Annotated in this window: 21 protein-coding genes; 14 read left to right on the forward strand and 7 right to left on the reverse strand. The window is 72.0% G+C overall.

All coding sequences use genetic code 11. The annotated features are described in order from the left end of the window. The first annotated feature begins 64 nt into the window (after positions 1-64). The 3 genes from DEJ30_RS12945 (at position 65) to DEJ30_RS12955 (ending at position 3,439) form a co-directional block, all read left to right on the forward strand. The gene (locus DEJ30_RS12945; protein ID WP_110862078.1) at positions 65-2,029 is read left to right on the forward strand and encodes a M13 family metallopeptidase; all 1,965 of its coding nucleotides are present in this window, start codon (positions 65-67) and stop codon (positions 2,027-2,029) included. After that, positions 2,029-2,967 (forward strand): serine hydrolase, encoded by a 939-nt coding sequence (locus DEJ30_RS12950; protein WP_110862031.1) that lies wholly within the window; start codon positions 2,029-2,031, stop codon positions 2,965-2,967. The genes DEJ30_RS12945 and DEJ30_RS12950 overlap by 1 nt, the downstream gene beginning before the upstream one ends. A gap of 196 nt (positions 2,968-3,163) precedes the next feature. Beyond that, on the forward strand, positions 3,164-3,439 hold the full coding sequence (locus DEJ30_RS12955) for a hypothetical protein (protein ID WP_110862033.1): 276 nt from the start codon (positions 3,164-3,166) through the stop codon (positions 3,437-3,439). Positions 3,440-3,442: 3 nt separating this feature from the next. Here the strand turns inward: DEJ30_RS12955 and DEJ30_RS12960 are convergent, their stop codons facing one another. Both DEJ30_RS12960 and DEJ30_RS12965 read right to left on the reverse strand, forming a co-directional pair. Further along, a complete protein-coding gene (locus DEJ30_RS12960) occupies positions 3,443-3,841 on the reverse strand; it encodes an NUDIX domain-containing protein (RefSeq protein ID WP_110862035.1) in 399 nt (132 codons plus the stop codon). Positions 3,842-3,876: 35 nt separating this feature from the next. Then, a complete protein-coding gene (locus DEJ30_RS12965) occupies positions 3,877-5,199 on the reverse strand; it encodes a glutamyl-tRNA reductase (RefSeq protein WP_027467024.1) in 1,323 nt (440 codons plus the stop codon). Between the two features lie 38 nt (positions 5,200-5,237). On the opposite strand from DEJ30_RS12965, the gene hemE reads away from it, so the two are divergent. From hemE to hemL, 11 genes are all read left to right on the forward strand, one after another. Beyond that, on the forward strand, positions 5,238-6,374 hold the full coding sequence (gene hemE, locus DEJ30_RS12970) for a uroporphyrinogen decarboxylase (protein WP_110862037.1): 1,137 nt from the start codon (positions 5,238-5,240) through the stop codon (positions 6,372-6,374). Further along, positions 6,371-7,687 (forward strand): NAD(P)/FAD-dependent oxidoreductase, encoded by a 1,317-nt coding sequence (locus DEJ30_RS12975; RefSeq protein WP_258369926.1) that lies wholly within the window; start codon positions 6,371-6,373, stop codon positions 7,685-7,687. The genes hemE and DEJ30_RS12975 overlap by 4 nt, the downstream gene beginning before the upstream one ends. A 100-nt stretch (positions 7,688-7,787) precedes the next feature. Further along, a complete protein-coding gene (locus tag DEJ30_RS12980; protein ID WP_017887727.1) occupies positions 7,788-8,042 on the forward strand; it encodes a hypothetical protein in 255 nt (84 codons plus the stop codon). Continuing rightward, positions 8,039-8,497, forward strand: a complete 459-nt coding sequence (locus DEJ30_RS12985; RefSeq protein WP_110862040.1) for a phage holin family protein — start codon at positions 8,039-8,041, stop codon at positions 8,495-8,497. Before DEJ30_RS12980 ends, DEJ30_RS12985 begins: the two co-directional genes overlap by 4 nt. A 32-nt stretch (positions 8,498-8,529) precedes the next feature. Further along, entirely contained in the window at positions 8,530-8,760 is a 231-nt protein-coding gene (locus DEJ30_RS12990; protein WP_027467026.1) for a DUF3618 domain-containing protein, read from the forward strand. 68 nt (positions 8,761-8,828) lie between these two features. Continuing rightward, positions 8,829-9,581 carry a hydrogen peroxide-dependent heme synthase gene (gene hemQ, locus DEJ30_RS12995; protein ID WP_110862042.1) on the forward strand — a complete coding sequence of 251 codons (753 nt, stop codon included), beginning with the start codon at positions 8,829-8,831 and terminating at the stop codon, positions 9,579-9,581. Then, positions 9,578-10,810 (forward strand): ferrochelatase, encoded by a 1,233-nt coding sequence (locus DEJ30_RS13000; protein ID WP_110862044.1) that lies wholly within the window; start codon positions 9,578-9,580, stop codon positions 10,808-10,810. The genes hemQ and DEJ30_RS13000 overlap by 4 nt, the downstream gene beginning before the upstream one ends. Before the next feature lie 11 nt (positions 10,811-10,821). Beyond that, entirely contained in the window at positions 10,822-11,859 is a 1,038-nt protein-coding gene (gene hemC, locus DEJ30_RS13005) for a hydroxymethylbilane synthase (protein WP_110862046.1), read from the forward strand. A gap of 258 nt (positions 11,860-12,117) precedes the next feature. After that, positions 12,118-12,699: a uroporphyrinogen-III synthase gene (locus tag DEJ30_RS13010; protein ID WP_258369930.1), complete on the forward strand. Its 582-nt coding sequence runs from the start codon at positions 12,118-12,120 to the stop codon at positions 12,697-12,699. After that, entirely contained in the window at positions 12,696-13,751 is a 1,056-nt protein-coding gene (hemB, locus tag DEJ30_RS13015; RefSeq protein WP_258369932.1) for a porphobilinogen synthase, read from the forward strand. Before DEJ30_RS13010 ends, hemB begins: the two co-directional genes overlap by 4 nt. Next, on the forward strand, positions 13,748-15,079 hold the full coding sequence (gene hemL, locus DEJ30_RS13020) for a glutamate-1-semialdehyde 2,1-aminomutase (RefSeq protein ID WP_110862052.1): 1,332 nt from the start codon (positions 13,748-13,750) through the stop codon (positions 15,077-15,079). The genes hemB and hemL overlap by 4 nt, the downstream gene beginning before the upstream one ends. Positions 15,080-15,092: 13 nt before the next feature. Here hemL and DEJ30_RS18260 read toward each other — a convergent pair whose 3' ends face one another. The 5 genes from DEJ30_RS18260 to DEJ30_RS13050 all read right to left on the reverse strand — a co-directional run bounded on the left by DEJ30_RS18260 (position 15,093) and on the right by DEJ30_RS13050 (position 19,688). Then, positions 15,093-15,731 carry a hypothetical protein gene (locus DEJ30_RS18260; protein WP_181420135.1) on the reverse strand — a complete coding sequence of 213 codons (639 nt, stop codon included), beginning with the start codon at positions 15,729-15,731 and terminating at the stop codon, positions 15,093-15,095. A gap of 99 nt (positions 15,732-15,830) precedes the next feature. Next, positions 15,831-16,628, reverse strand: coding sequence for an ABC transporter ATP-binding protein (locus DEJ30_RS13035; protein ID WP_110862057.1), 798 nt, complete (start codon positions 16,626-16,628; stop codon positions 15,831-15,833). Further along, positions 16,625-17,947, reverse strand: a complete 1,323-nt coding sequence (locus tag DEJ30_RS13040; RefSeq protein WP_110862060.1) for a hypothetical protein — start codon at positions 17,945-17,947, stop codon at positions 16,625-16,627. Before DEJ30_RS13040 ends, DEJ30_RS13035 begins: the two co-directional genes overlap by 4 nt. Positions 17,948-17,949: 2 nt before the next feature. Next, the gene (locus DEJ30_RS18390; RefSeq protein WP_071404482.1) at positions 17,950-18,618 is read right to left on the reverse strand and encodes a GntR family transcriptional regulator; all 669 of its coding nucleotides are present in this window, start codon (positions 18,616-18,618) and stop codon (positions 17,950-17,952) included. 92 nt (positions 18,619-18,710) lie between these two features. Beyond that, positions 18,711-19,688: an acryloyl-CoA reductase gene (locus DEJ30_RS13050; protein WP_110862062.1), complete on the reverse strand. Its 978-nt coding sequence runs from the start codon at positions 19,686-19,688 to the stop codon at positions 18,711-18,713. Positions 19,689-20,129 lie beyond the last annotated feature (441 nt).

Consider the following 20,129-nt stretch of genomic DNA (forward strand, 5'->3'; position numbering starts at 1 on the left):
AGCCGTGCGCCGGTGACGACCCGGATCGGCCTGCCCCATGGGGACGGTGGCTATCGTGGACGACATGACCGACGTCGCACGTGCCTCCGGCATCCACACTGACGAACTCGACCCCGCGGTGCGCCCCCAGGACGACCTGTACCGCCACGTGAACGGGACCTGGATCGAGGCGACGCCGATCCCCGACGACAAGGCCCGGTACGGCTCGTTCACGGTGCTGGCCGAAGCCGCCGAGATCGCCGTGCGCGACATCATCGAGCGCTCGCAGCAGGCCGCCCCCGGCACCGAGGAGCGCAAGGTCGGCGACCTCTTCACCTCGTTCACCGACGAAGCGCGGCTCGAGGAGCTCGGCACCGCACCGATCGAGCACCTGCTCGCCGAGATCACCGAGATCCAGTCCGTGCGCGAGGTCATCGCCGCCGTCGGCCGCTTCGAGCGCCTCGGCCTGCCGAGCTTCCTGCAGCTCTTCGTCGACAACGACCCGGGCGACCCCGAGTCCTACGTCGTGTTCCTGGAGCAGTCCGGCCTCGGGCTGCCCGACGAGTCGTACTACCGCGAAGAGCGCTTCGCCGACATCCGCGAGAAGTACCGCGAGTTCGTCGCGGCGATGTTCCCACTCGCCGGCCTCGACGACGGCGGTGCCCGTACCGAGCACGTCATCGCGCTCGAGACGGCGCTCGCCGCCCAGCACTGGGACAACGTCACCACGCGTGACAGCCAGAAGACCTACAACAAGCTGCCCTGGGCCGAGGTCGCGGCGCTCGCGAAGGGCGTCGACCTGCAGATCTGGTGGCAGGCCATCGAGGCACCGGCCGGCGCCTTCGAGACCGTCGTGGTCCGTGAGCCCTCGTTCATCACCGGCCTGGCCGACCTGCTGAACGACCAGCCGCTCGAGGTCTGGAAGGACTGGCTGCGCTGGCAGGTCATCCGTGGCTCCGCCGCGTACCTGACGAGCGCGTTCTCGGCCACGAACTTCTCGTTCTACGGCACCGCACTCACCGGTGCGCCCAAGCAGCGCGAGCGCTGGAAGCGCGGCGTCTCGCTGGTCGAGGGCGCGATGGGCGAGGCCGTCGGCCGCATCTACGTGCAGGAGCACTTCGACGAGACCTCGAAGGCCGAGATGGACGACCTCGTCGCCAACCTGGTCGAGGCGTACCGGCAGAGCATCACCGCGCTCGACTGGATGACCGACGAGACCCGCGCCCGTGCGCTCGACAAGCTCGACAAGTTCACGCCGAAGATCGGATACCCGGTGAAGTGGCGCGACTACTCGGCGCTGCCCGTCCGTGCCGACGACCTGGTCGCGAACGTCCGCGCGGTCGCCTCGTTCCAGGTCGACCGCGAGCTCGGCAAGATCGGCAAGCCGATCGACCGCGACGAGTGGTTCATGACCCCGCAGACGATCAACGCGTACTACAACCCCGGCTTCAACGAGATCGTGTTCCCGGCCGCGATCCTGCAGTTCCCGTTCTTCGACGCGAACCGCGACGCCGCCGCGAACTACGGCGCGATCGGTGCCGTCATCGGGCACGAGATCGGCCACGGCTTCGACGACCAGGGCTCGCAGTACGACGGCGACGGCAAGCTCGAGAACTGGTGGACCGAGGCAGACCGTGCCGCGTTCGAGGAGCGCACGAAGGCCCTCATCGCCCAGTACGACGCCCTGGTGCCGACCGAGGTGCCCGACGGGCACGTGAACGGCGCCCTGACGATCGGCGAGAACATCGGTGACCTCGGTGGCCTGTCGATCGCGTGGAAGGCGTACCTGCTCTCGCTCGACGGCCAGGAGCCCCCGGTCGTCGACGGCCTCACCGGTGCCGAACGCTTCTTCCTGAGCTGGGCACAGGCCTGGCGCATGGCGATCCGCCCGGAAGAAGCGGCTCGTCTGCTGTCGATCGACCCGCACTCGCTAAACGAGTTCCGCTGCAACCAGGTCGTGCGGAACATCGACGTCTGGTACGACACCTTCGGCGTGACCGAGCAGGACGCGATGTACCTCGACCCCGCCGAGCGCGTCGCCATCTGGTGATGACGGAGCCGGACGCGGCCCGGTCGTCGCGCCGCCGGCGACCGGACGACCGCCCAGCAGGTGGCGGCCGCGGTCGCGGGCGGCACAGCGGCCGGTCCGACGACCGCTTCACCGCCACCACCGAGGCCCTCGGTGCCCTCGCGCTCGAGGGTGCCGGGGTCAGCGCCTCGGTGATCGACACCTCGAGCGGCAAGGCCCTGCTCGCGATCGACGACACCCTGGTGCAGCCGGTCGCGAGCCTGGGCCGTGTCCTGCTGCTCATCGAGGTCGCCGCCCAGCTCGAGGACGGCCGCCTGCACGGTGACCGCCTGCAGCGCATGGCCCGCGACACCGCGACCGGTGCCGGCCTGTGGCAGTTCCTGCAGGAGCCCACGATGCAGGTGCCCGACCTGGCGACGCTGGTCGGGGCCAACGCCGACGCCTGGGCCATGAACGCACTGCTGTCGACCGTGGGGATCGACGCCGTCCGTGAGCGCGCGGAGTCCCTGGGCATCGAGCGCACCGCGTTGATCGACCGCGTGCGGGACCGCCGCGGACCGGACGACGCCCCCGACGCCTCCGTCGCACCGACCGGGGAGCTGTCGTGGGTGATGCGCGGACTGGCGCTCGGCGAGGTCGTCGACGAAGCGGTGTCGAACCGGGTGCTCGGCTGGCTGTCCCTGGCGAGTGACCTGAACCTGGTCGCCGGCTCCTTCGGGCTCGACCCCCTGGCGCACCGGGCGCTCGACCACGGGCTGCAGGTCGTCGCGGTCACCGGGTCGAGCACCGGCGTGCGGGCCGAGGCGGGGATCCTGCGGGGGCCCGGGTCGTCGGTCAGCTACGCGGTGACGGTGACGTTCGACGACGCCTCGTTGCAGCGGCGGTTGGCCGTCGTCGAGGCGCTGCGGACCATGGGCACCGAGGTGCTCGAGGCCGTGCACGCCCCGGCTCGTCGCTGAGGGCGCTCGCCGCCGCCCGTGCCGAGTCTCGGCCCGGCGGACCGATCACTGGCGGAGCGACGGCGAAACTGTCCGCGGGGTCGAGACTCAGGGAGCGTGCTGCCCCTCCGGCACCGGACGCCGCATCCGGTTCGGTCGGCGTCCAGGGACCACGGGCACACTCCGAGACAAGCAACCCGAGCAGCGGAGGTCGGACATGACGGGCAAGCACGAACAGGCACGAGGCGACGAGGGTCGCGCGGACGGGGTCGAGCCCCGCGCCGGAGCCTTCACGGACAGCGAGATCCCGGGCGAGGAGCCCGTCGAGTCGACGGAGCCCGTCGGCGAGTTCGTCTCGAGCGACATCCCTGGCGAGACGCGTCCGACCGGAGCCGGACCCGACGGCGAGTACGTCGACTCGGAGATCCCCGGAGAGGCCGAGCCGGCCCAGAACGGCGAGGTCGGGGAGTACACCGACACCGACAAGGCCTGACGGTCAGTCGATGAGCTCCGCCGCCACCAGGCGGCGGAGCGTCTCCACGCCCGCAGGCGGGCAGCGGTCCGCGTCGGCCGAGGTGACCCACTCCACCTCGTCCACCTCGGCCGAGGCGACGGGCGTGGCGGAGTCCAGCGGGCCTCCCGGCCGGACCAGGAACAGCGTCATCGCGACCATGGTCCCCGGAGCCTGCCCGTGGGCGGGCTCGAGCACGACGCCGAACGGATCGACGTCGGCGGCGGTGAGCCGCAGGCCGGTCTCCTCGTACGCCTCGCGCACGGCGGCCTCGACGTCGGTCTCGTGCGGCTCCGCCTTGCCGCCGGGCAGGTAGAGCACGTCGCGCGCCCTGGCGCGCACCATCAGGACACGTCGGTCACGCACCAGCAGCAGCGCACTCACGCGCAGCGTGGGTGGTTGAGGAGCGGCCTGGAGGCTCAGCTCGCGTCCGCCTGGTCGTCGCGATCCGAGGCGGTCGGGTCCAGTGCCGTGCGGTCGGCGAGCGGGACGACGGGCGACGGCAGCTCCGGCTCGGCCGCGGGCCGGACGCCGTACAGGGAGTCGATCGCCCCGACGAACTCCTCGCCGCGACCGGCGCGACCGAGCTCACGGGCGCGGACCGAGGGACGGTGCAACAGGACGCCGACCAGGTGCCGGAGCGCCCGCTCGGTGTGCTCGACGGACTCGCCGTCGGCGTCCGCGCGGCGCTTGGCCCGCTCGATCTCGTCGTCGAGGATGTCGAACACGTGCTTGCGGAACGCCACGAGCGCCGGGGTCGTCGACTGCTCCATCGCCTGGGCGCGGAACCGGGACACGGCGTCGTCGACCATCGCGCGGGCCTCGGACTCGGCGTTCAGCTCGGAGATCGGGGCGTGGATGCTGATCGTCTCGAGGTCGAGCAGTTCGACCCCGTCGACTCCGGCGGCTGCGGGGTCGACGTTGCGGGGGAGCCCGAGGTCGATGACGATGCGACGGACCCCGTCGTCGAGGTCGGCCGGTGCGACGACCGGGACCTCGCTCGAGGTGCAGGTGATCAGGACGTCGCTCTCGCCGATGGCCTGGCGCAGGTCGCGGGCGGCGACGAGGTCGTGCTTGGCGGCGAACCAGGGCGCCCGGCCCGAGGGCGAGAACACCTGGATGTTCGTGGCGCCGCGGTCACGCAGGGCGGCGATGGTGGTGGCCGCGTAGCTGCCGGTACCGACGAGCAGCACGCGGGTGCGGGCCCAGTCGGTGACCCGCGACGAGGCGAGTTCGAGGCCGAGGCGCACGAGCGACCGTCCGGCGGCGCCGATGCGGGTGCGGGTCTTGACGCCACGAGAGGTGTGCGCGGCCTCTTGGAACAGGCGCTCGAGGTCCGAGGTGGTGGTGCCGTTCGACCGCGCGTCCTCGAGCGAGCGACGGACCTGGCCGGAGATCTCGGTCTCGCCGACGACGACGGACTCCAGTCCGCTCGACACGGCGAACAGGTGCTGCACGACGTCCTTGCCGTCCAGCACGTTGACGGAGTCGAGGACCTCGGTGGCGTCCAGGTCGCTCGCGGCGGCCACGGCCTGCACGGTGGCGGAGACGGCGGAGTCGCTCTCGTCGCCTGCGATGTCGAGGTACGCCTCGAAGCGGTTGCAGGTGGCGAGCACCACGGCACCGTCCAGGACGCCGGCATCCGTGACGAGTCGGCTGGCTGCCGCGGGTGCACCGATGCTCAGTCGCTCCAGGAGATCGAAGCTGGCGTTGCGATGCGACGCCGTGAGACAGATGAGCACGTAGTCAATGGTAACGCGCTCGATGGGAGAATCATCCGGTGACCGAAGCGACGACCACATCCCTCCCCGACTCCCACCCCCTGGCATCAGGGCGGACGAGTGGTTCCCGCCTGGTACGGGCCCTGCGGGGTGACCGTCCGGAGACGCTCCCGGTGTGGTTCATGCGCCAGGCCGGACGGTCCCTGCCGGAGTACCGGGAGCTCCGGGTCGGCACAGCCATGCTCGACGCGTGCCTCGACCCGGAGATGGCGTCGGAGATCACCCTGCAGCCGGTGCGCCGGCACGGGGTCGACGCGGGCATCTTCTTCAGCGACATCGTCGTGCCGATCAAGCTCGCCGGCGTGGACGTCGAGATCGTCCCCGGTCGTGGCCCGGTGCTCTCGTCGCCGATCCGCACCCCCGCCGACGTCGACGCCCTCGAGCAGCTCGACCCCGCGGCCCTCGCCCCCATCGAGCAGGCCGTCCGACGCACGGTCGAGCAGCTCGGTGACACCCCGCTGATCGGCTTCGCGGGGGCGCCGTTCACCCTCGCCGCCTACCTGGTCGAGGGTGGCCCGTCCAAGGACCACATCCGCGCCCGCACGCTCATGCACGCCGACCCCGAGACCTGGTCGCGGCTGCTCGCCTGGGCCGCCGAGGTGTCCGGGGTGTTCCTCCGGGCACAGGTGCTCGCCGGGGCCTCGGCCGCGCAGCTCTTCGACTCGTGGGTCGGGTCGCTCTCCCGCGCCGACTACGTCCGGTCCGTCGCACCGCACTCCGCCCAGGCGATGTCGCACGTCGCCGAGCTCGGGGTGCCGCGCATCCACTTCGGCGTCGGCAGCGGTGAGGTCCTGGCCGACATGACGACCTTCGGCACGGACTCCGTGGGCGTCGACGCGGTCGGGGTCGACTGGCGCCTGCCGCTCGACCAGGCCGTCCAGCGCGTCGGCACCGGGGTCAGCGTGCAGGGCAACATCGACCCGGCGATGCTCTCGGCGCCGTGGGGTGTCCTCGCAGCGCACGTCCGCGACGTCGTCCGTCGGGGCGGTGCCGCACGGGCCCACGTCGTGAACCTCGGCCACGGCGTCCCGCCCGAGACCGACCCGGACGTCCTGACCCGGGTGGTCGAGCTGGTCCACTCGCTCGGCGACGGCCGCGCGGACGGCGGCGCAGCGCAGGACGGAGCCGGCGCGTGACCGACGTCGTCGTGGTCGGCGGTGGGGTCGCCGGGCTCGTCACCGCCCGTGACCTCGCCAAGGGCGGCGCCCACGTGGTGCTCGTCGAGTCCTCGGGCGAGCTCGGCGGCATGATCCGTCGGCACACCGTCGGCGGGATCGACCTGGACATGGCGGCCGACTCGTTCGCCACCCGCACGGACGCCGTCGGCCGCCTGGCGATCGAGCTCGGGCTCGGCAACGACGTCGTCGCCCCCGACCCCCGCGGTGCCTGGCTGATGACCCGCGACGGCCGGACCTCCCCGATCCCGGCGACCGGGCTCCTCGGCATCCCGAGCACCCCGATGGCCGCGGACGTGCTGGCCGTGGTCGGGCAGAAGGGCGGCCTGCGCGCCCAGATGGACTCGCTGCTGCCGGCACCGGTGGGCGCCAAGGCCTCCTCGCTCGGCGAACTCGTCCGTCGGCGCATGGGGGAGCGGGTGCTCGACGACCTCGTGGTGCCGATCGCCGGTGGCGTGCACTCCACCCACCCCGACCAGCTCGACCCCGATCGGGTGGCTCCGGGCCTGCGCGCCGCACTGCTGCGCGAGGGCTCACTCGCCCGGGCTGTCCTGTCGCTGCGGGCACGCGCGGCCGCCGGCACCCCGGTGCAGGGGATCCGCGGTGGGACGGTGCGCCTGGTGGACGAGCTCGTCGCCGACATGGAGACCTACGGGGTGGACGTCCGGCTGCACACCCGGGCGACCCGCATCGAGGCGCACGCGGTCGAGATCGTCAGCGCCGACGGCACGACCGAACGGCTGCCCGCCCAGCACACCCTGTCCTCCGTCGCCGACCCGGAGCGCACCGCCACCCCCGATCGGACGGGCATCCAGCTCGTCACGCTCGTCGTCGACCAGCCGGAGCTCGACGCCGCCCCGCGTGGCACCGGGATGCTCGTGCACCCGGACGCCCAGGCGGTGTCGGCGAAGGCCCTCACGCACGCGACGGTGAAGTGGCCGTGGCTGGCCGACGCGGCGGACGGACGCCACGTCCTGCGGCTCAGCTACGCGACCACCGCGACGGACCCTGCGGGCGTCGCCACGAGCCTCCCGGTCGACCCGACCGACCCCGTCGGCAGCCGCGCGCTGCAGGACGCGTCCACGCTGCTCGGTGTGCCGATCACGGCCGATCGCGTCAGCGGCGCCGGACGCGTCGGCTGGTACGGGCCGGACCTGACCGCGGCCGGGCTGGCCGAGGGCGTCGTCGGGATCGGTGAGGCCTCCACCGGACGCGGCCTGGCGGGGATCATCGCCGCTGCTCGGAAGGCAGCCGACGAGATCCTCGGTTCCTGAGCGGACCGCGCAGCCCCTGAGGGCTACTGTTGGTCAGACCGCCGGACGTATTCCGTTCGGTGCATGACCACCGCACAACCAATGCACGGAGGAATCGCACATGCGCGGAAAGCTCCTGTTCGTCGCCGGCGCCGCACTCGGGTACGTCCTGGGATCGCGAGCCGGACGGGCGCGGTACGAGCAGATCAAGACCGTCAGCGGCAAGGTCTGGAACAGCAACGGCGTCCAGAAGGGCGTGCACGTCGCCGAGGACTTCATCGCCGACAAGACGCCGGACGTCGCCGAGTTCATCGGTGAGACGACCAAGAAGGCCGTCCGCAAGGTCGGCCAGAAGAAGGACACCACCACCTCATGACCGACACCCGCGATCGCAAGTCGCGTTCGCTGTTCGGCCTGGTCGGTGACGTCCCGAAGCTCGTCAAGGGCCTGGTCAAGGGCGAGATCGACCTGCTCAAGGCCGAGATGCTCGCGAAGGCGAAGATCTTCGGCCTCGCAGCCGGTCTGCTGGTCGGTGCCCTCGTCGTCGTGCTCTACGCGATCGGCGTCCTGCTGACCGCAGCCGTGATGGGCCTCGCGACCGTGATGCCGGCGTGGCTGGCCGCACTGGTGGTGGCCGTGGTGATGCTGATCATCGCCGCGATCCTCGGCCTGATCGGCTGGAAGCGGCTGAAGAAGGGCCTGCCGGTCACGCCGAAGCGCACGATCGCGAGCGTCAAGGACGACATCAACGCGGTCAAGGGCCTCGGCAAGAAGCCGACCCCGCCGACCCAGTACGGCAGCCGCACCCCGGACGTCGACGGCCGACCCTGAGGCCCGACATCCGCACCACCGACGGAGGAACCGTGACCGACCCGCACGACGATCTCGCTGCTCGCGTCGCCGCGACCCGCGCCCAGCTGTTCGACACCCTCGACGCGATCGAGGACAAGCTCAACGTCCCGAAGCAGATCGGGATCGCGGCGTCGAAGTTCAAGCGCGGCCTCGACGAGAAGCCGGTGCCCTACCTGGCCGGTCTCGCAGCCGGTGTGGCGGTGGTCGGGGGTATCGTCGTGATGGTGCTCCGACGGCGGTAGACCGCCCGAGCGCGGTCCACCGGATGCGGGGCGGCCAACACCCTGGCAACCGATAGGACAATGGATCCATGAGCTCCGACGCGCCCGCGCACGCGAACGACCACCCCCACACCGAACCCGCCGAGACCGGTCTCCCGGACTCCGGGATCGACCCGAACCTGCTGACGGCCTACGCCCTCTGGGCAGTGTTCCGCCGGCCCCTCGGTCCGGTCCACCGCGTCGGAGACGACGCCGTGGCCGAACTCGACACCGTGATCGCCAGCGCCGCCGAGCGCGGGGTGACGATCCGTGGCTTCTACGACGTCTCGGCCTTCCGTGCCGACGCCGACGTCATGGTCTGGCTGCACGGTGACGACGCGCAGGTCATCCAGGCCGTGCTGCGCGAGATCCGTCGCACCGGCCTCTTCCAGGACGCCGAGCCGGTCTGGCACGTGATGGCCATGCACCGCGAGGCCGAGTTCAACAAGCGGCACACCCCCGCGTTCCTGCGTGGCAAGGACCCCGAGGCGTGGATCACGGTGTACCCGTTCGTCCGCTCCTACGAGTGGTACCTGCTGCCGGAAGAGGAGCGTTCGAAGATGCTCCGCGACCACGGCATCGCCGGTGCGAAGTACCGCCGCGTGCTCACGAACACCATCGCGACCTTCGCCCTGAGCGACTACGAGTGGATCCTGCCGCTCGAGAGCCCGGACCTCGTCGACCTGGTCGACCTGATGCGCGATCTCCGCTACACCGAAGCGCGCATGCACGTGCGCGAAGAGGTCCCCTTCTTCACGGGTCGTCGCGTGACGACCGCCGAACTCCCGGAGGTGCTGTCATGACCGACACCAGCATGATCACGAACGGCCAGGTCCTCGCCGCCACCCCCGCGGCGGCATCCGGTCCCGAGCACGTCGAGACCCCGACCGCCTACGACGCGATCCTGCTCGCCGGCTTCGGTGGCCCCGAGGGCCAGGACGACGTCATCCCCTTCCTGCGCAACGTCACGCGTGGCCGCGGGATCCCGGACGAGCGTCTGGAAGAGGTGGCGCACCACTACCGCCACTTCGGCGGCGTGAGCCCGATCAACGCGCAGAACCGTGCGCTCAAGGCAGCGCTCGAGGCCGAGCTGGCGTCGCGCGGCATCGACATGCCGGTCCTCTGGGGCAACCGCAACTGGGAGCCCTACCTGGAAGAAGCGTTCACCGAGGCGGCTGACAAGGGCTACACCAAGCTGGTCGCCATCGCCACGAGCGCGTACTCGTCGTTCTCGAGCTGCCGGCAGTACCGCGAGGACTACGCCCGCGTGCTGAACGAGACCGGCCTGATCGACACGATCCAGATCGACAAGGTCCGCCAGTTCTTCGACCACCCGGGCTTCGTCCGCCCGTTCATCGACGGCGTCCGCGACGGCATGGCCCGCGCGATCGCCGAGAACGACGGCCTCGACGTCGCGACCGAGCTGCAGGTGCTCTTCTCGACGCACTCGATCCCCTCGGCCGACGCCGCCCGCTCCGGCCCCGACTACCGCGGGTTCGACGAGCACGGCGCGTACGAGGCGCAGCACCTGGCGGTCGGCGAGGTCGTCCTCGACCAGGCCTGGGCCGAGCTCCTCGAGCAGCCCGAGCACGCCCACCTGCAGGGCACGTCGAAGCCCGCCTGGAAGCTCGTCTACCAGTCGCGCTCCGGCCCCCCGACGCAGCCGTGGCTCGAGCCCGACATCAACGACTACATGAACGAGGACCTCAAGGGCGGCCCGACGCGTGCCGTGCTGATCGTCCCGCTCGGTTTCGTCAGCGACCACATGGAGGTCATGTGGGACCTCGACGAGGAAGCCACCGAGACCGCCGGTGAGCTCGGCTTCTGGTCGCTCCGTACGCAGACCCCCGGCATCGACCCGGCCTACGTGTCCGGGCTCGTCGACCTGGTGCTCGAGCGGGTCAACGGCACCCCGAAGGCCGAGCGTCCGCACATGACCGACATCGGTCCCTGGTACGACGTGTGCCGTCCCGGGTGCTGCGAGAACGTGCGAGCGGGGTTCAAGCCCGCCGCCGCGGGCGTCGCCCCGTGACCGATGCACCCGTGAGCGACCCCGACACGACGTCGCCCGACGGCCCGACCCCGATCCGGCTCGGCACGCGTGCCAGTCGGCTCGCGGTCGCGCAGTCGCAGGACGTCGCCGACCGTCTGGCGAAGGCCGCCGGTCGGCCCGTCGAGCTCGTCACCGTCACGAGCGAGGGCGACACGAACCGTGCTTCCCTGGCGTCGCTCGGCGGCACCGGCGTCTTCGCCAGCGCCCTGCGTGAAGCGCTCGTCGCCGGCGAGGTCGACGTGCTCGTGCACTCTCTGAAGGACCTGCCGACCGCGCCGTACCCGGGCCTGACGATCGGTGCCGTGCCGAAGCGTGCGGACGCCCGTGACGTCCTCGTCGCACGGAACGGCGCCACCGTCGACACCCTGCCCGAGGGCGCGAAGGTCGGCACCGGTTCGCCCCGCCGTGCCGCGCAGCTCCGTGCGACGCGTCCGGACCTCGACGTCGTCGACATCCGCGGCAACATCGACACCCGCCTCGGTCGGGTGGACGACGACCTCGACGCCGTGGTGCTCGCCGCCGCCGGCCTGGGTCGCATCGACCGTCTGTCGGCCGCGACGGAGCTGCTCGACCTCGGCTTCTGGCCGAGTGCTCCCGGTCAGGGTGCGCTCGCGGTCGAGATCCGTTCGGACGAGACCGACCGTGGGCTGCTCGCCGCACTCCGCAAGATCGAGCACGCCCCGACCCGCCTGACGGTCACGGCCGAGCGCGAGGTGCTCGCCAAGCTCGAGGCCGGCTGCTCCGCCCCGATCGGTGCGACGGCCGTCGTGGACGCCGAGCTCCTGCTCGTGTCCGCGACCGTCTACCGCCCCGACGGCACCGAGTACCGCACCGCATCGCACGCGGCCGTGCTCGACGGGTCGGCGCAGGACCGTCTCGACGAAGCCCTCGAGGTCGGCGGCCGGGTGGCGACCGAGCTGCTCGAGAACGGTGCTGCGGACCTGGCCGACCTGGCGACCACCGTCGCCGAGGACACCACGGACGGCCCGCACACCGCGGGCCCCGGCCTCGCGACGCCGGCCGAGTAGGCGGTCACCACGGAACCCTCCACCACCGCGACGGACGAGGCGCGACCCCCGGTCGTCCTCGTCCCGCGTGGCGGTGCGTGGGGGGACCGGGTCGCCGCAGCGGCCAGGGCCCGTGGGCTCGCCCCCGTCGTCGTCCCCCTCATCACGAAGGCTCCGCCGTCCGACCCCACCGCGCTCGACGCTGCGGTCCGCCGTCTGGTCGCCTCCGGTGCGGCCGGGAGGAACTGGTCACCGATCCTCGTCGGCGACCGAACCCCTGTGGCTGGTTACGCATGGGTGGTGATGACCAGTGCGACGGCCGTGACGGTCCTGTCGGAACGCGTGGCGGGCCTCCCGGCCGGGGTGCGCGTCGCCGCGGTCGGCGAGCCGACCGCCCGTGCCGCGCGCGCTGCGGGCTGGGTCGTCGACCTGGTGCCCACCGAGACGTCCGCAGCCGGTCTGGTAACGGCGTTCCCCGACACCGACGGCACCGTGCTGTTCCCCCGTTCCGAGATCGCGGCACCGACGCTCGTCGACGGCCTCCGTGCCCGCGGCATCGACGTGGACGACGTGGTCGCGTACCGTACCGTGGGGACCGGCGACGAGCCGATCACCCTCGAGACGGCGCCCGCTGCGGTGCTCGTGACGAGCGGCAGCGTCGCCCGCGAGATCGCCCGCCGGATGACCCCGCTCGACCCACGCACCATCGTGGCCTGCATCGGCCCCGGGACCGCCGCCGACGCGCGCGCGGCCGGACTGCCCGTGCACGCCGTCGGACGGTCCCGGTCCGCAGAAGCCCTGCTCGACGCCGTCGTCGAGGCACTGAACCCAACCACCCCCCACCAGGAAGGTCACCCGTGACTGGACGCTTCCCCCAGGTCCGCCCCCGTCGGCTCCGCGCCACCCCCGCGATGCGACGACTCGTGGCCGAGACCCGGCTCCACCCCGCCGAGCTCGTGCTGCCGATGTTCATCCGCGAAGGCGCGACCGACGCGGTGGACATCTCGAGCATGCCGGGCGTGCAGCAGCACTCCCTCGACTCGTTCCGCCGCGCGCTCGTCGGGGCGGCAGAGCAGGGCGTCGGCGGGGTCAACCTGTTCGGCGTCCCGACCACGAAGGACGCCGAGGGCTCGGGCGCCACCGACCCGGACGGCATCCTCAACGTGGCGATCCGCGTCGCTCGGCAGGAGGTGGGGGATGCCCTCGTGGTGCAGTCCGACCTGTGCCTCGACGAGTTCACCGACCACGGACACTGCGGTGTGCTGGCCGCCGACGGCTCCGTCGACAACGACGCCACCCTGCTGCGCTACCGCGACATGGCGGTCGCGCAGGCCGAGGCCGGCGCCGAGCTCGTCTGCATGAGCGGCATGATGGACGGCCAGATCGCCGCCGCACGTGACGCGCTCGACGGTGCCGGGCACAGCGGCACCGCGCTGCTCGCCTACGCCGCCAAGTACGCCTCGGCGTTCTACGGTCCCTTCCGCGAGGCCGTTTCGTCGTCGCTCGTCGGCGACCGCCGGACGTACCAGATCGATGCCGCGAACGGTCGGCAGGGACTCCGCGAGGTCGAGCTCGACGTCGACGAGGGCGCAGACATCGTGATGGTGAAGCCCGCGATGAGCTACCTCGACGTGCTCGCCGAGACCGCGGCCACCTCGCCGGTCCCGGTCTGGGCGTACCAGATCTCCGGCGAGTACGCGATGATCACCGCAGCAGCGCAGAACGGGTGGATCGACCGCGACGCCGCCGCGATGGAGTCGCTCGTCGGCATCAAGCGCGCCGGTGCCGACGCGATCCTGACCTACTTCGCCGTCGACATCGCGCGGAAGCTCAACGAGGAAGCGGGCCTCCGCACTTCGGGCAGCACCGCGGACGTCGCCGGCATCGCCTCGACCGGGAAGGCCCCCGAATGACCACGAACGACCAGCTCTTCGGCCGAGCCAAGAACGCGATCCCCGGGGGCGTGAACTCACCGGTCCGCGCCTACGGGTCGGTCGGCGGCACCCCGCGGTTCCTGGTGTCCGCCAAGGGCGCCTACGTCACCGACGCGGAGGGTCGCGAGTACGTCGACCTCGTCGCGTCGTGGGGCCCCGCGATCCTCGGGCACGCCCACCCCGGCACGGTCGAGGCCGTGCAGCAGGCCGCCGCGCGCGGACTGTCGTTCGGGGCGTCGACCCCGGGTGAGACCGAGCTGGCCGAACTCGTGAAGCAGCGGGTGTCGGTGGACGGCGACGGGCCCATCGAGAAGCTCCGCATGGTGTCCACCGGCACCGAGGCCACGATGACCGCGATCCGGCTGGCACGCGGCTACACCGGCCGCGACCTGCTCGTGAAGTTCGCCGGGCACTACCACGGGCACTCGGACTCCCTGCTGGCCGAGGCCGGCTCGGGCGTCGCGACCCTGGCCATGCCGGGCAGTGCGGGCATCACCGCCGAGACCGCCGCGCAGACCCTCGTGCTGCCGTACAACGACCTCGACGCCGTCCGCCGGGCGTTCGACGAGCACTCCGAGCGCATCGCCGCCGTCATCGTCGAGTCCGCCGCCGCGAACATGGGCGTCCTGGCACCGGAGCGCGGCTTCAACCGTGCCCTGGCGCAGATCACCCGGTCGCACGGGGCGCTGCTCATCGTCGACGAGGTCCTGACCGGGTTCCGCGTCGGTGCTGCCGGCTGGTGGGGCCTCGAGGCGTCCAAGGTCGTGCCCGACGGCGCCGGGTGGAAGCCCGACCTCATCACGTTCGGCAAGGTCATCGGCGGTGGCATGCCCCTCGCCGCACTCGGCGGTCGGCGTGAGGTCATGGACTTCCTCGCCCCGCTCGGGCCGGTGTACCAGGCGGGCACCCTGTCGGGGAACCCGTTGGCCGTCGCCGCCGGCATCGCGACGCTGCGCGCCGCGACGCCGTCCGTGTACGAGTCGCTGAACCGCACGGCTGCGGTCATCTCCGCGGCCACGTCGGACGCCCTGTCGGCCGAGGGCGTCGCCCACACCGTGCAGCGCGCCGGCAACCTGTTCTCGTTCGCGTTCACCGAGCAGGCACCGCGGAACTACGACGACGTGCGGGCGCAGGACGTGTTCCGCTACGCGCCGTTCTTCCACGCGATGCTCGACGCCGGGGTGACCCTGCCGCCGAGCGTGTTCGAGGCCTGGTTCGTGACGGCCGCCCACGACGACCGAGCGGTCGGACGGATCCTCGACGCCCTGCCCGCGGCCGCGAAGGCTGCTGCCGCCGCGACCGCGTGACGGGCGTCGGGGCTCAGGAGCAGTCGGCCTTGGTGAAGGTCGTGTCCACGGTCTTCGACGAGCCCTCGAACGCGTAGGTGTACCGCATGTCGACGTCCTCGTCGAGGAGCTTCTTCGTCTCGCTGGTCGAGCAGAGGTTCGGCCCGACGGCGTCGCGGATGACCCCCTCGTTGATCGAGGCCGGGTCGACGTCCGCCGACACCGTGTAGTCGTAGTGGATCGCGGCGCCCTCGGCCTCGATCCCGGTCCACGTCGTGACGGAGTCGACCTGCTTGGGCAGGTCGCTCTGCTCGCGGATCTGCTCGACGGCCTTCGAGACCTTCTCTTCGGTGGAGTCGCTGAAGGCCGCGTTGAGGCCCTGGCGGACGAGGAACGCCACCACCACGGCCACGACGACGCCGAGCACCGAGATCAGGACGCGCTTGCCGCGGGACGACGACTTGGGCGGGGGTGCGTAGGGTGCGGCGCCGGCCGGGGCCTGGTACGGCTCGCCTGCGGGCTGCTGCGGGTACTGCTGGCCGGCGGGCTGCTGCGGGTACTGCTGGCCTGCGGGCTGCTGCGGGTACTGCTGGCCGTTCGGCTGGCCGGCGTTGGGCTGCCCGTCGTTCGGTTGCGGCTCGGACCCCGGGTAGGGCGGCGGCGTGTTCGTCATGGTTCCCCCTGGTGACGGTCCGCGGCGTGACACCGTGGTGCGGTGCCGGGTCCCTCCCCGACACGGGCCGCGGACACTGAACGGCCATTCAAGCACGCGTCAGGCGGATCGGCGCGCGGCCCAGCGCCCTTCCGACCGCAGGATCGCGAGCGGGAAGTCGAACGCGTGCGACACCGCCGACGACGTGATGACCTGGTCCGAGGTGCCCTGGGCCACGACGGCACCGTCGCGGAGCAGCATCGCGTGCGACGTCGAGGCCGGCAGGTCCTCCAGGTGGTGGGTGACCATGACGCTGCCCAGCTCGGGGTGTCGGTGCCGCAGCGCATCGACGGTCTCCAGCAGGTGCTCTCGTGCGGCGACGTCGAGGCCGGTCGCCGGCTCGTCGAGCAGCAGCAGCTGGGGTTCGGACATCAGGGCACGGGCGATGAGGGCGCGTCCCCGCTCGCCCTGCGACAGCACCGGCCAGCGGGCGTCCCGTCGTGCCGTGAGCCCGACGTCGGCGATGTGCTGCTCGGCCAGCGCGACCTGCTCGGCCGAGGGCTCCCACCGCATCATGAGGTCCGTCGTGCCGGTCAGCCCGGTGAGCACCGTCTCGAGCACCGTGAGCGGCGAGAGCATCCGGTGTCGGGGGTCGACGTGGCCGATGTGCTCCCGGAGTTCGCGGACGTCGACGCGTCCGAGGCGGCGACCGAGCACCTCGACCGTGCCGGCGGTGGGGTGCCCGGTCGCACCGAGGACGGCCAGCAACGTGGACTTGCCGGCACCGTTGGGGCCGAGCAGTGCCCAGTGCTCCCCGCGCCGGACGGTCAGGTCGACGTCGTGCAGCAGGTCGCGGCCGGAGCGCGTGACCCGGACCCCGGTGGCGTGGATCAGGACGTCGTCGTGCGCGTCGGTCATGACCCCATCGTGCCCCATCGCGCCGTGACGTCGTCCACGTGCGCCCGTGCGACGTCGACGAACCGGCGGGCCGCTGCCCGGGCGGCACCGACGTCTCCGGTGCCGGCCGCTGTGTCGAGCGCCAGCCAGAGCGCTTCTGCGTCCCACTGCCGGAACGTGGGGGCCTCGGGCAGCGCGTAGGCGAGCCGTGCCATCGCGAGGCGCAGTGCCTGCCGCGTCCAGCGGTTGCCGGACTGCTCGGCCAGGAACCGGGTGACGGCGAACGCGCTCTCCGTGTACCGGTGGTCGCGCACCTGGCCGTCCGCGCGCGCCCGTTCGACGAGCCGGCGGAACTCCTCGAGGTCGGATCCGCGCAGCCCGGGCAGCACGTGGACGGCACCGTGGGCGAAGACCCCGGTGAGCAGCTCCATGGTGTCCCGCCAGGTCGCGAGCGACGGTTCGACGATGCGGTGGCGTCCCCGGTCGCTCTCGGCGAGGCCCACGTCGTGCAGCCAGCGCAGCCCGTGGAGGACCTGCTCGGGTCCGGCGCCGGTCCGTGCCACGAGTTCCTCGAGCGCGTGGGTGGACCCGACCCCCAGCGCCCCGGAGCGGACGTCGCGGAGCAGGGCGCGGTCGACCGGGCCGACACGGTGTTCGGTGGTGTCGTCCGCCGGGCGGCTCGTCCGCGGGATCCCGACGTTCCGCCGGTGGACCTCGAACAGCCCGTCAATGACCTCTGCCGCGGTGGTCGCGACTGCCGGGTCGCCGGTGTCCACGGCGCGGTCGGTGGTCACGAACCAGGCGTGCACGTCGTGGACCGACCAGAGCTGGGTGGGGACGCGTGCCCACCGCATCCGCTCGAACGCGCGCAGACCCAGGCTGCGCACCAGGGTGTTCGGGGAGTGCTCGAACCAGAACTGGCAGGCGGCGGAGAACGCCGTCGGGTACTCCGGCAACCGGAGGGCAGCGGTGGTGCGGGCCCGTGCGACCCGGCGGTCGAGCTCGGCGCGCAGTTCGGGGGTGAGCGCCGGGATCGTGGCACGGAGGGCCGGACCGATGAGCGCGACCCAGAAGTCCAGTGCGTCGGACAGGTCGGCGTCGGAGAGTTCCTCGTACTGCCACGTGCCGTCCGGCTGGTGGACCAGGATGCCGAGGTCCTCGAGCCGGGCCGCTGCCGATCGAACCTCACCGAGCGAGGTGCCCCACTCCCAGCTCAGTGCGTCGAGGTCGACGGACACCGGTCCGCGGGGGCCGGTCCGGACGTGGGCGAGCAGGGACACGTAGGCGTCGTCGTGCACGGCCGCCCAGGGGTCGGCGTCACCCCACTCGCCGACGACCATGGTCAGCCGCGGTCGGCGCGGACCGCCTCGATGTGCTGTTCGAAGTTGCGGGTGAGGGCTCGTCCGGCCTCGGCAGCGCCTTCGCCGTCGCGCTCGGTGAGCGCTTCGCGCAGGATCGAGAAGAACGCCTCGGAACCGTACTGCTCGAACGCCGGCGTGGGGTTGAGCGTGAAGCGGACCCGCTCCATGGCGCCGACGGCCGCGTTCTGCACCAGGGGGTTCCCGGAGTGCTCGACGGCGAACTCGATGATCTCGGTGAGGGCGCCGCTGAACCCGTAGTCCCGCACCTTGCGCATGCGGTCGGCCTTGTCGAGCAGCGCGGTGAGGGCCTCGACGTCCTCGTCGCTGTACTCCGGGACGCCCCAGCGCAGGCTGAGCTCGAAGAACCCGGCGGTCGCGCGGGTCGCGATGACCCAGTCCTCGAAGGTCGGGGTGGCGACGCGGGTGTACCGGTTCGCCTCCATCTCGACCAGGCCGATGTCGACGAGCTTCGCGATGGCCTCGCGGATCGGGGTGCGACTCACACCCAGCCACTGGACCAGCTCGTCGTCGTTCAGGCGCTCGCCGTGCTGGAGCGTGCCGTCCCGCAGGGCCGCGAGCATCTTGTCGTAGACGACGTCGCGCAGGAGCTTCCGGGGAGAGCTCTCCACGGTGGACTTGGGGACCGGCATGTCATCTCCTCGAGGACGAAATCGACACTCGAAATCCTAGCGTGCCAATATGCAAACGTTTGCTAAATCAACCGCGCGGCAAGGATGCCGGATCAGCCCGCGACGGTGACGACCGTTCGCCCGTGCACCCGTCCCGCGACGACCTCGGCCCCCACCGCGATGGCCTGCTCGGGCGTGACCGTGCGGGTGACGTCGGCCAGGAGCGCGGCGTCGAGGTCGGTCGCGAGCCGATCCCACGCCCGACGTCGGAGCTCGAGCGGGGCGTCGACGGAATTGATCCCGAGCAGCGACACCGACCGCAGGATGAACGGCAGCACGGTCGTCGGCAGCACGGAGTCCTGCGCCAGCCCGCACGCCGTCACGGCACCGCCCCACCGGGTCGATGCCAGGACGTTCGCCAGGGTGGCCCCGCCGACGCTGTCCACCCCTCCGGCCCAGGTGGCGCGCTGCATCGGCTTGCCCGGCTCGGAAAGGGTGCCGCGGTCGATCACCTCGGTCGCCCCGAGTCGGCGGAGCGAGTCCGTGTTGGCTGCGCGACCGGTCGACGCCGTCACCCGGTACCCGCGGGCCGCGAGAAGTGCGATCGCCACGGTGCCGACCCCGCCGGACGCCCCCGTCACCAGCACCGGCCCGTCCCCCGGCGCGACGAAGCGCTCGAGCGCCAGCACACTGAGCATCGCCGTGAACCCCGCGGTGCCGATGGCCGCCGCGAACGAGTCGTCGATCGCCTCGGGCAGCACGACGAGCGACCCGGACTGCACCACGGCCTGCGTCGCCCAGCCCCCGTGCCGGGTCTCACCCAGGCCGGCGCCGTTCAGCACCACCCGGTCACCGATCGCGACTTCGTGCACGCCCGGTCCGAGCCCCGACACCGTGCCGACCACGTCGATCCCCGGCACGAGTGGGTCGAGCCGGGCGACGCCGGGGTTCCTCGCGAGGGCTAGGCCGTCCTTGTAGTTGACGCTCGAGTACGTGACGTCGACGAGGGCCTCGCCCTCGGCCGGATCCGGCAGGTCGACGTCGGTGACGGTGGGCGGGGCTGCACTGGACACGAGAACGGCGCGGGTCATGCGCCGGACGCTACCCCGGGCCTCCCGGCGGGCTGCCCGTTCTTTCCCAGAACGCGTGCGATGCCTGGTGGATTCGGGCGTACCGGGGCGGACCGACCGACCAGGTACGCCCGATCCGACCAGGTGCGCCCGATTCGACCCGGCGCAGTGTCGGCGGCCCCGGCGGGCTGCCCGTTCTTTCCCAGAACGCGCGCGATGCCTGGTGGATTCGGGCGTACCGGGGCGGAACAAACGACCGGGTACGCCGGATTCGACCAGGTACGCCCGAAACAGCCCGGCGCAGTGTCGGCGGCCCCCGGCGGGCTGTCCGTTCTTTCCCAGAACGCGTGCGATGCCTGGCGGATTCGGGCGTACCGGGGCGGACCAGCCGACCAGGTACGCCCGATTCGACCAGGTACGCCCGAAACAGCCCAGCCGCCCCAGTCCCGCCCCGCCCCCGCC

This window comes from Curtobacterium sp. MCPF17_003 (assembly GCF_003224385.1).
Lineage (GTDB): Bacteria > Actinomycetota > Actinomycetes > Actinomycetales > Microbacteriaceae > Curtobacterium > Curtobacterium flaccumfaciens.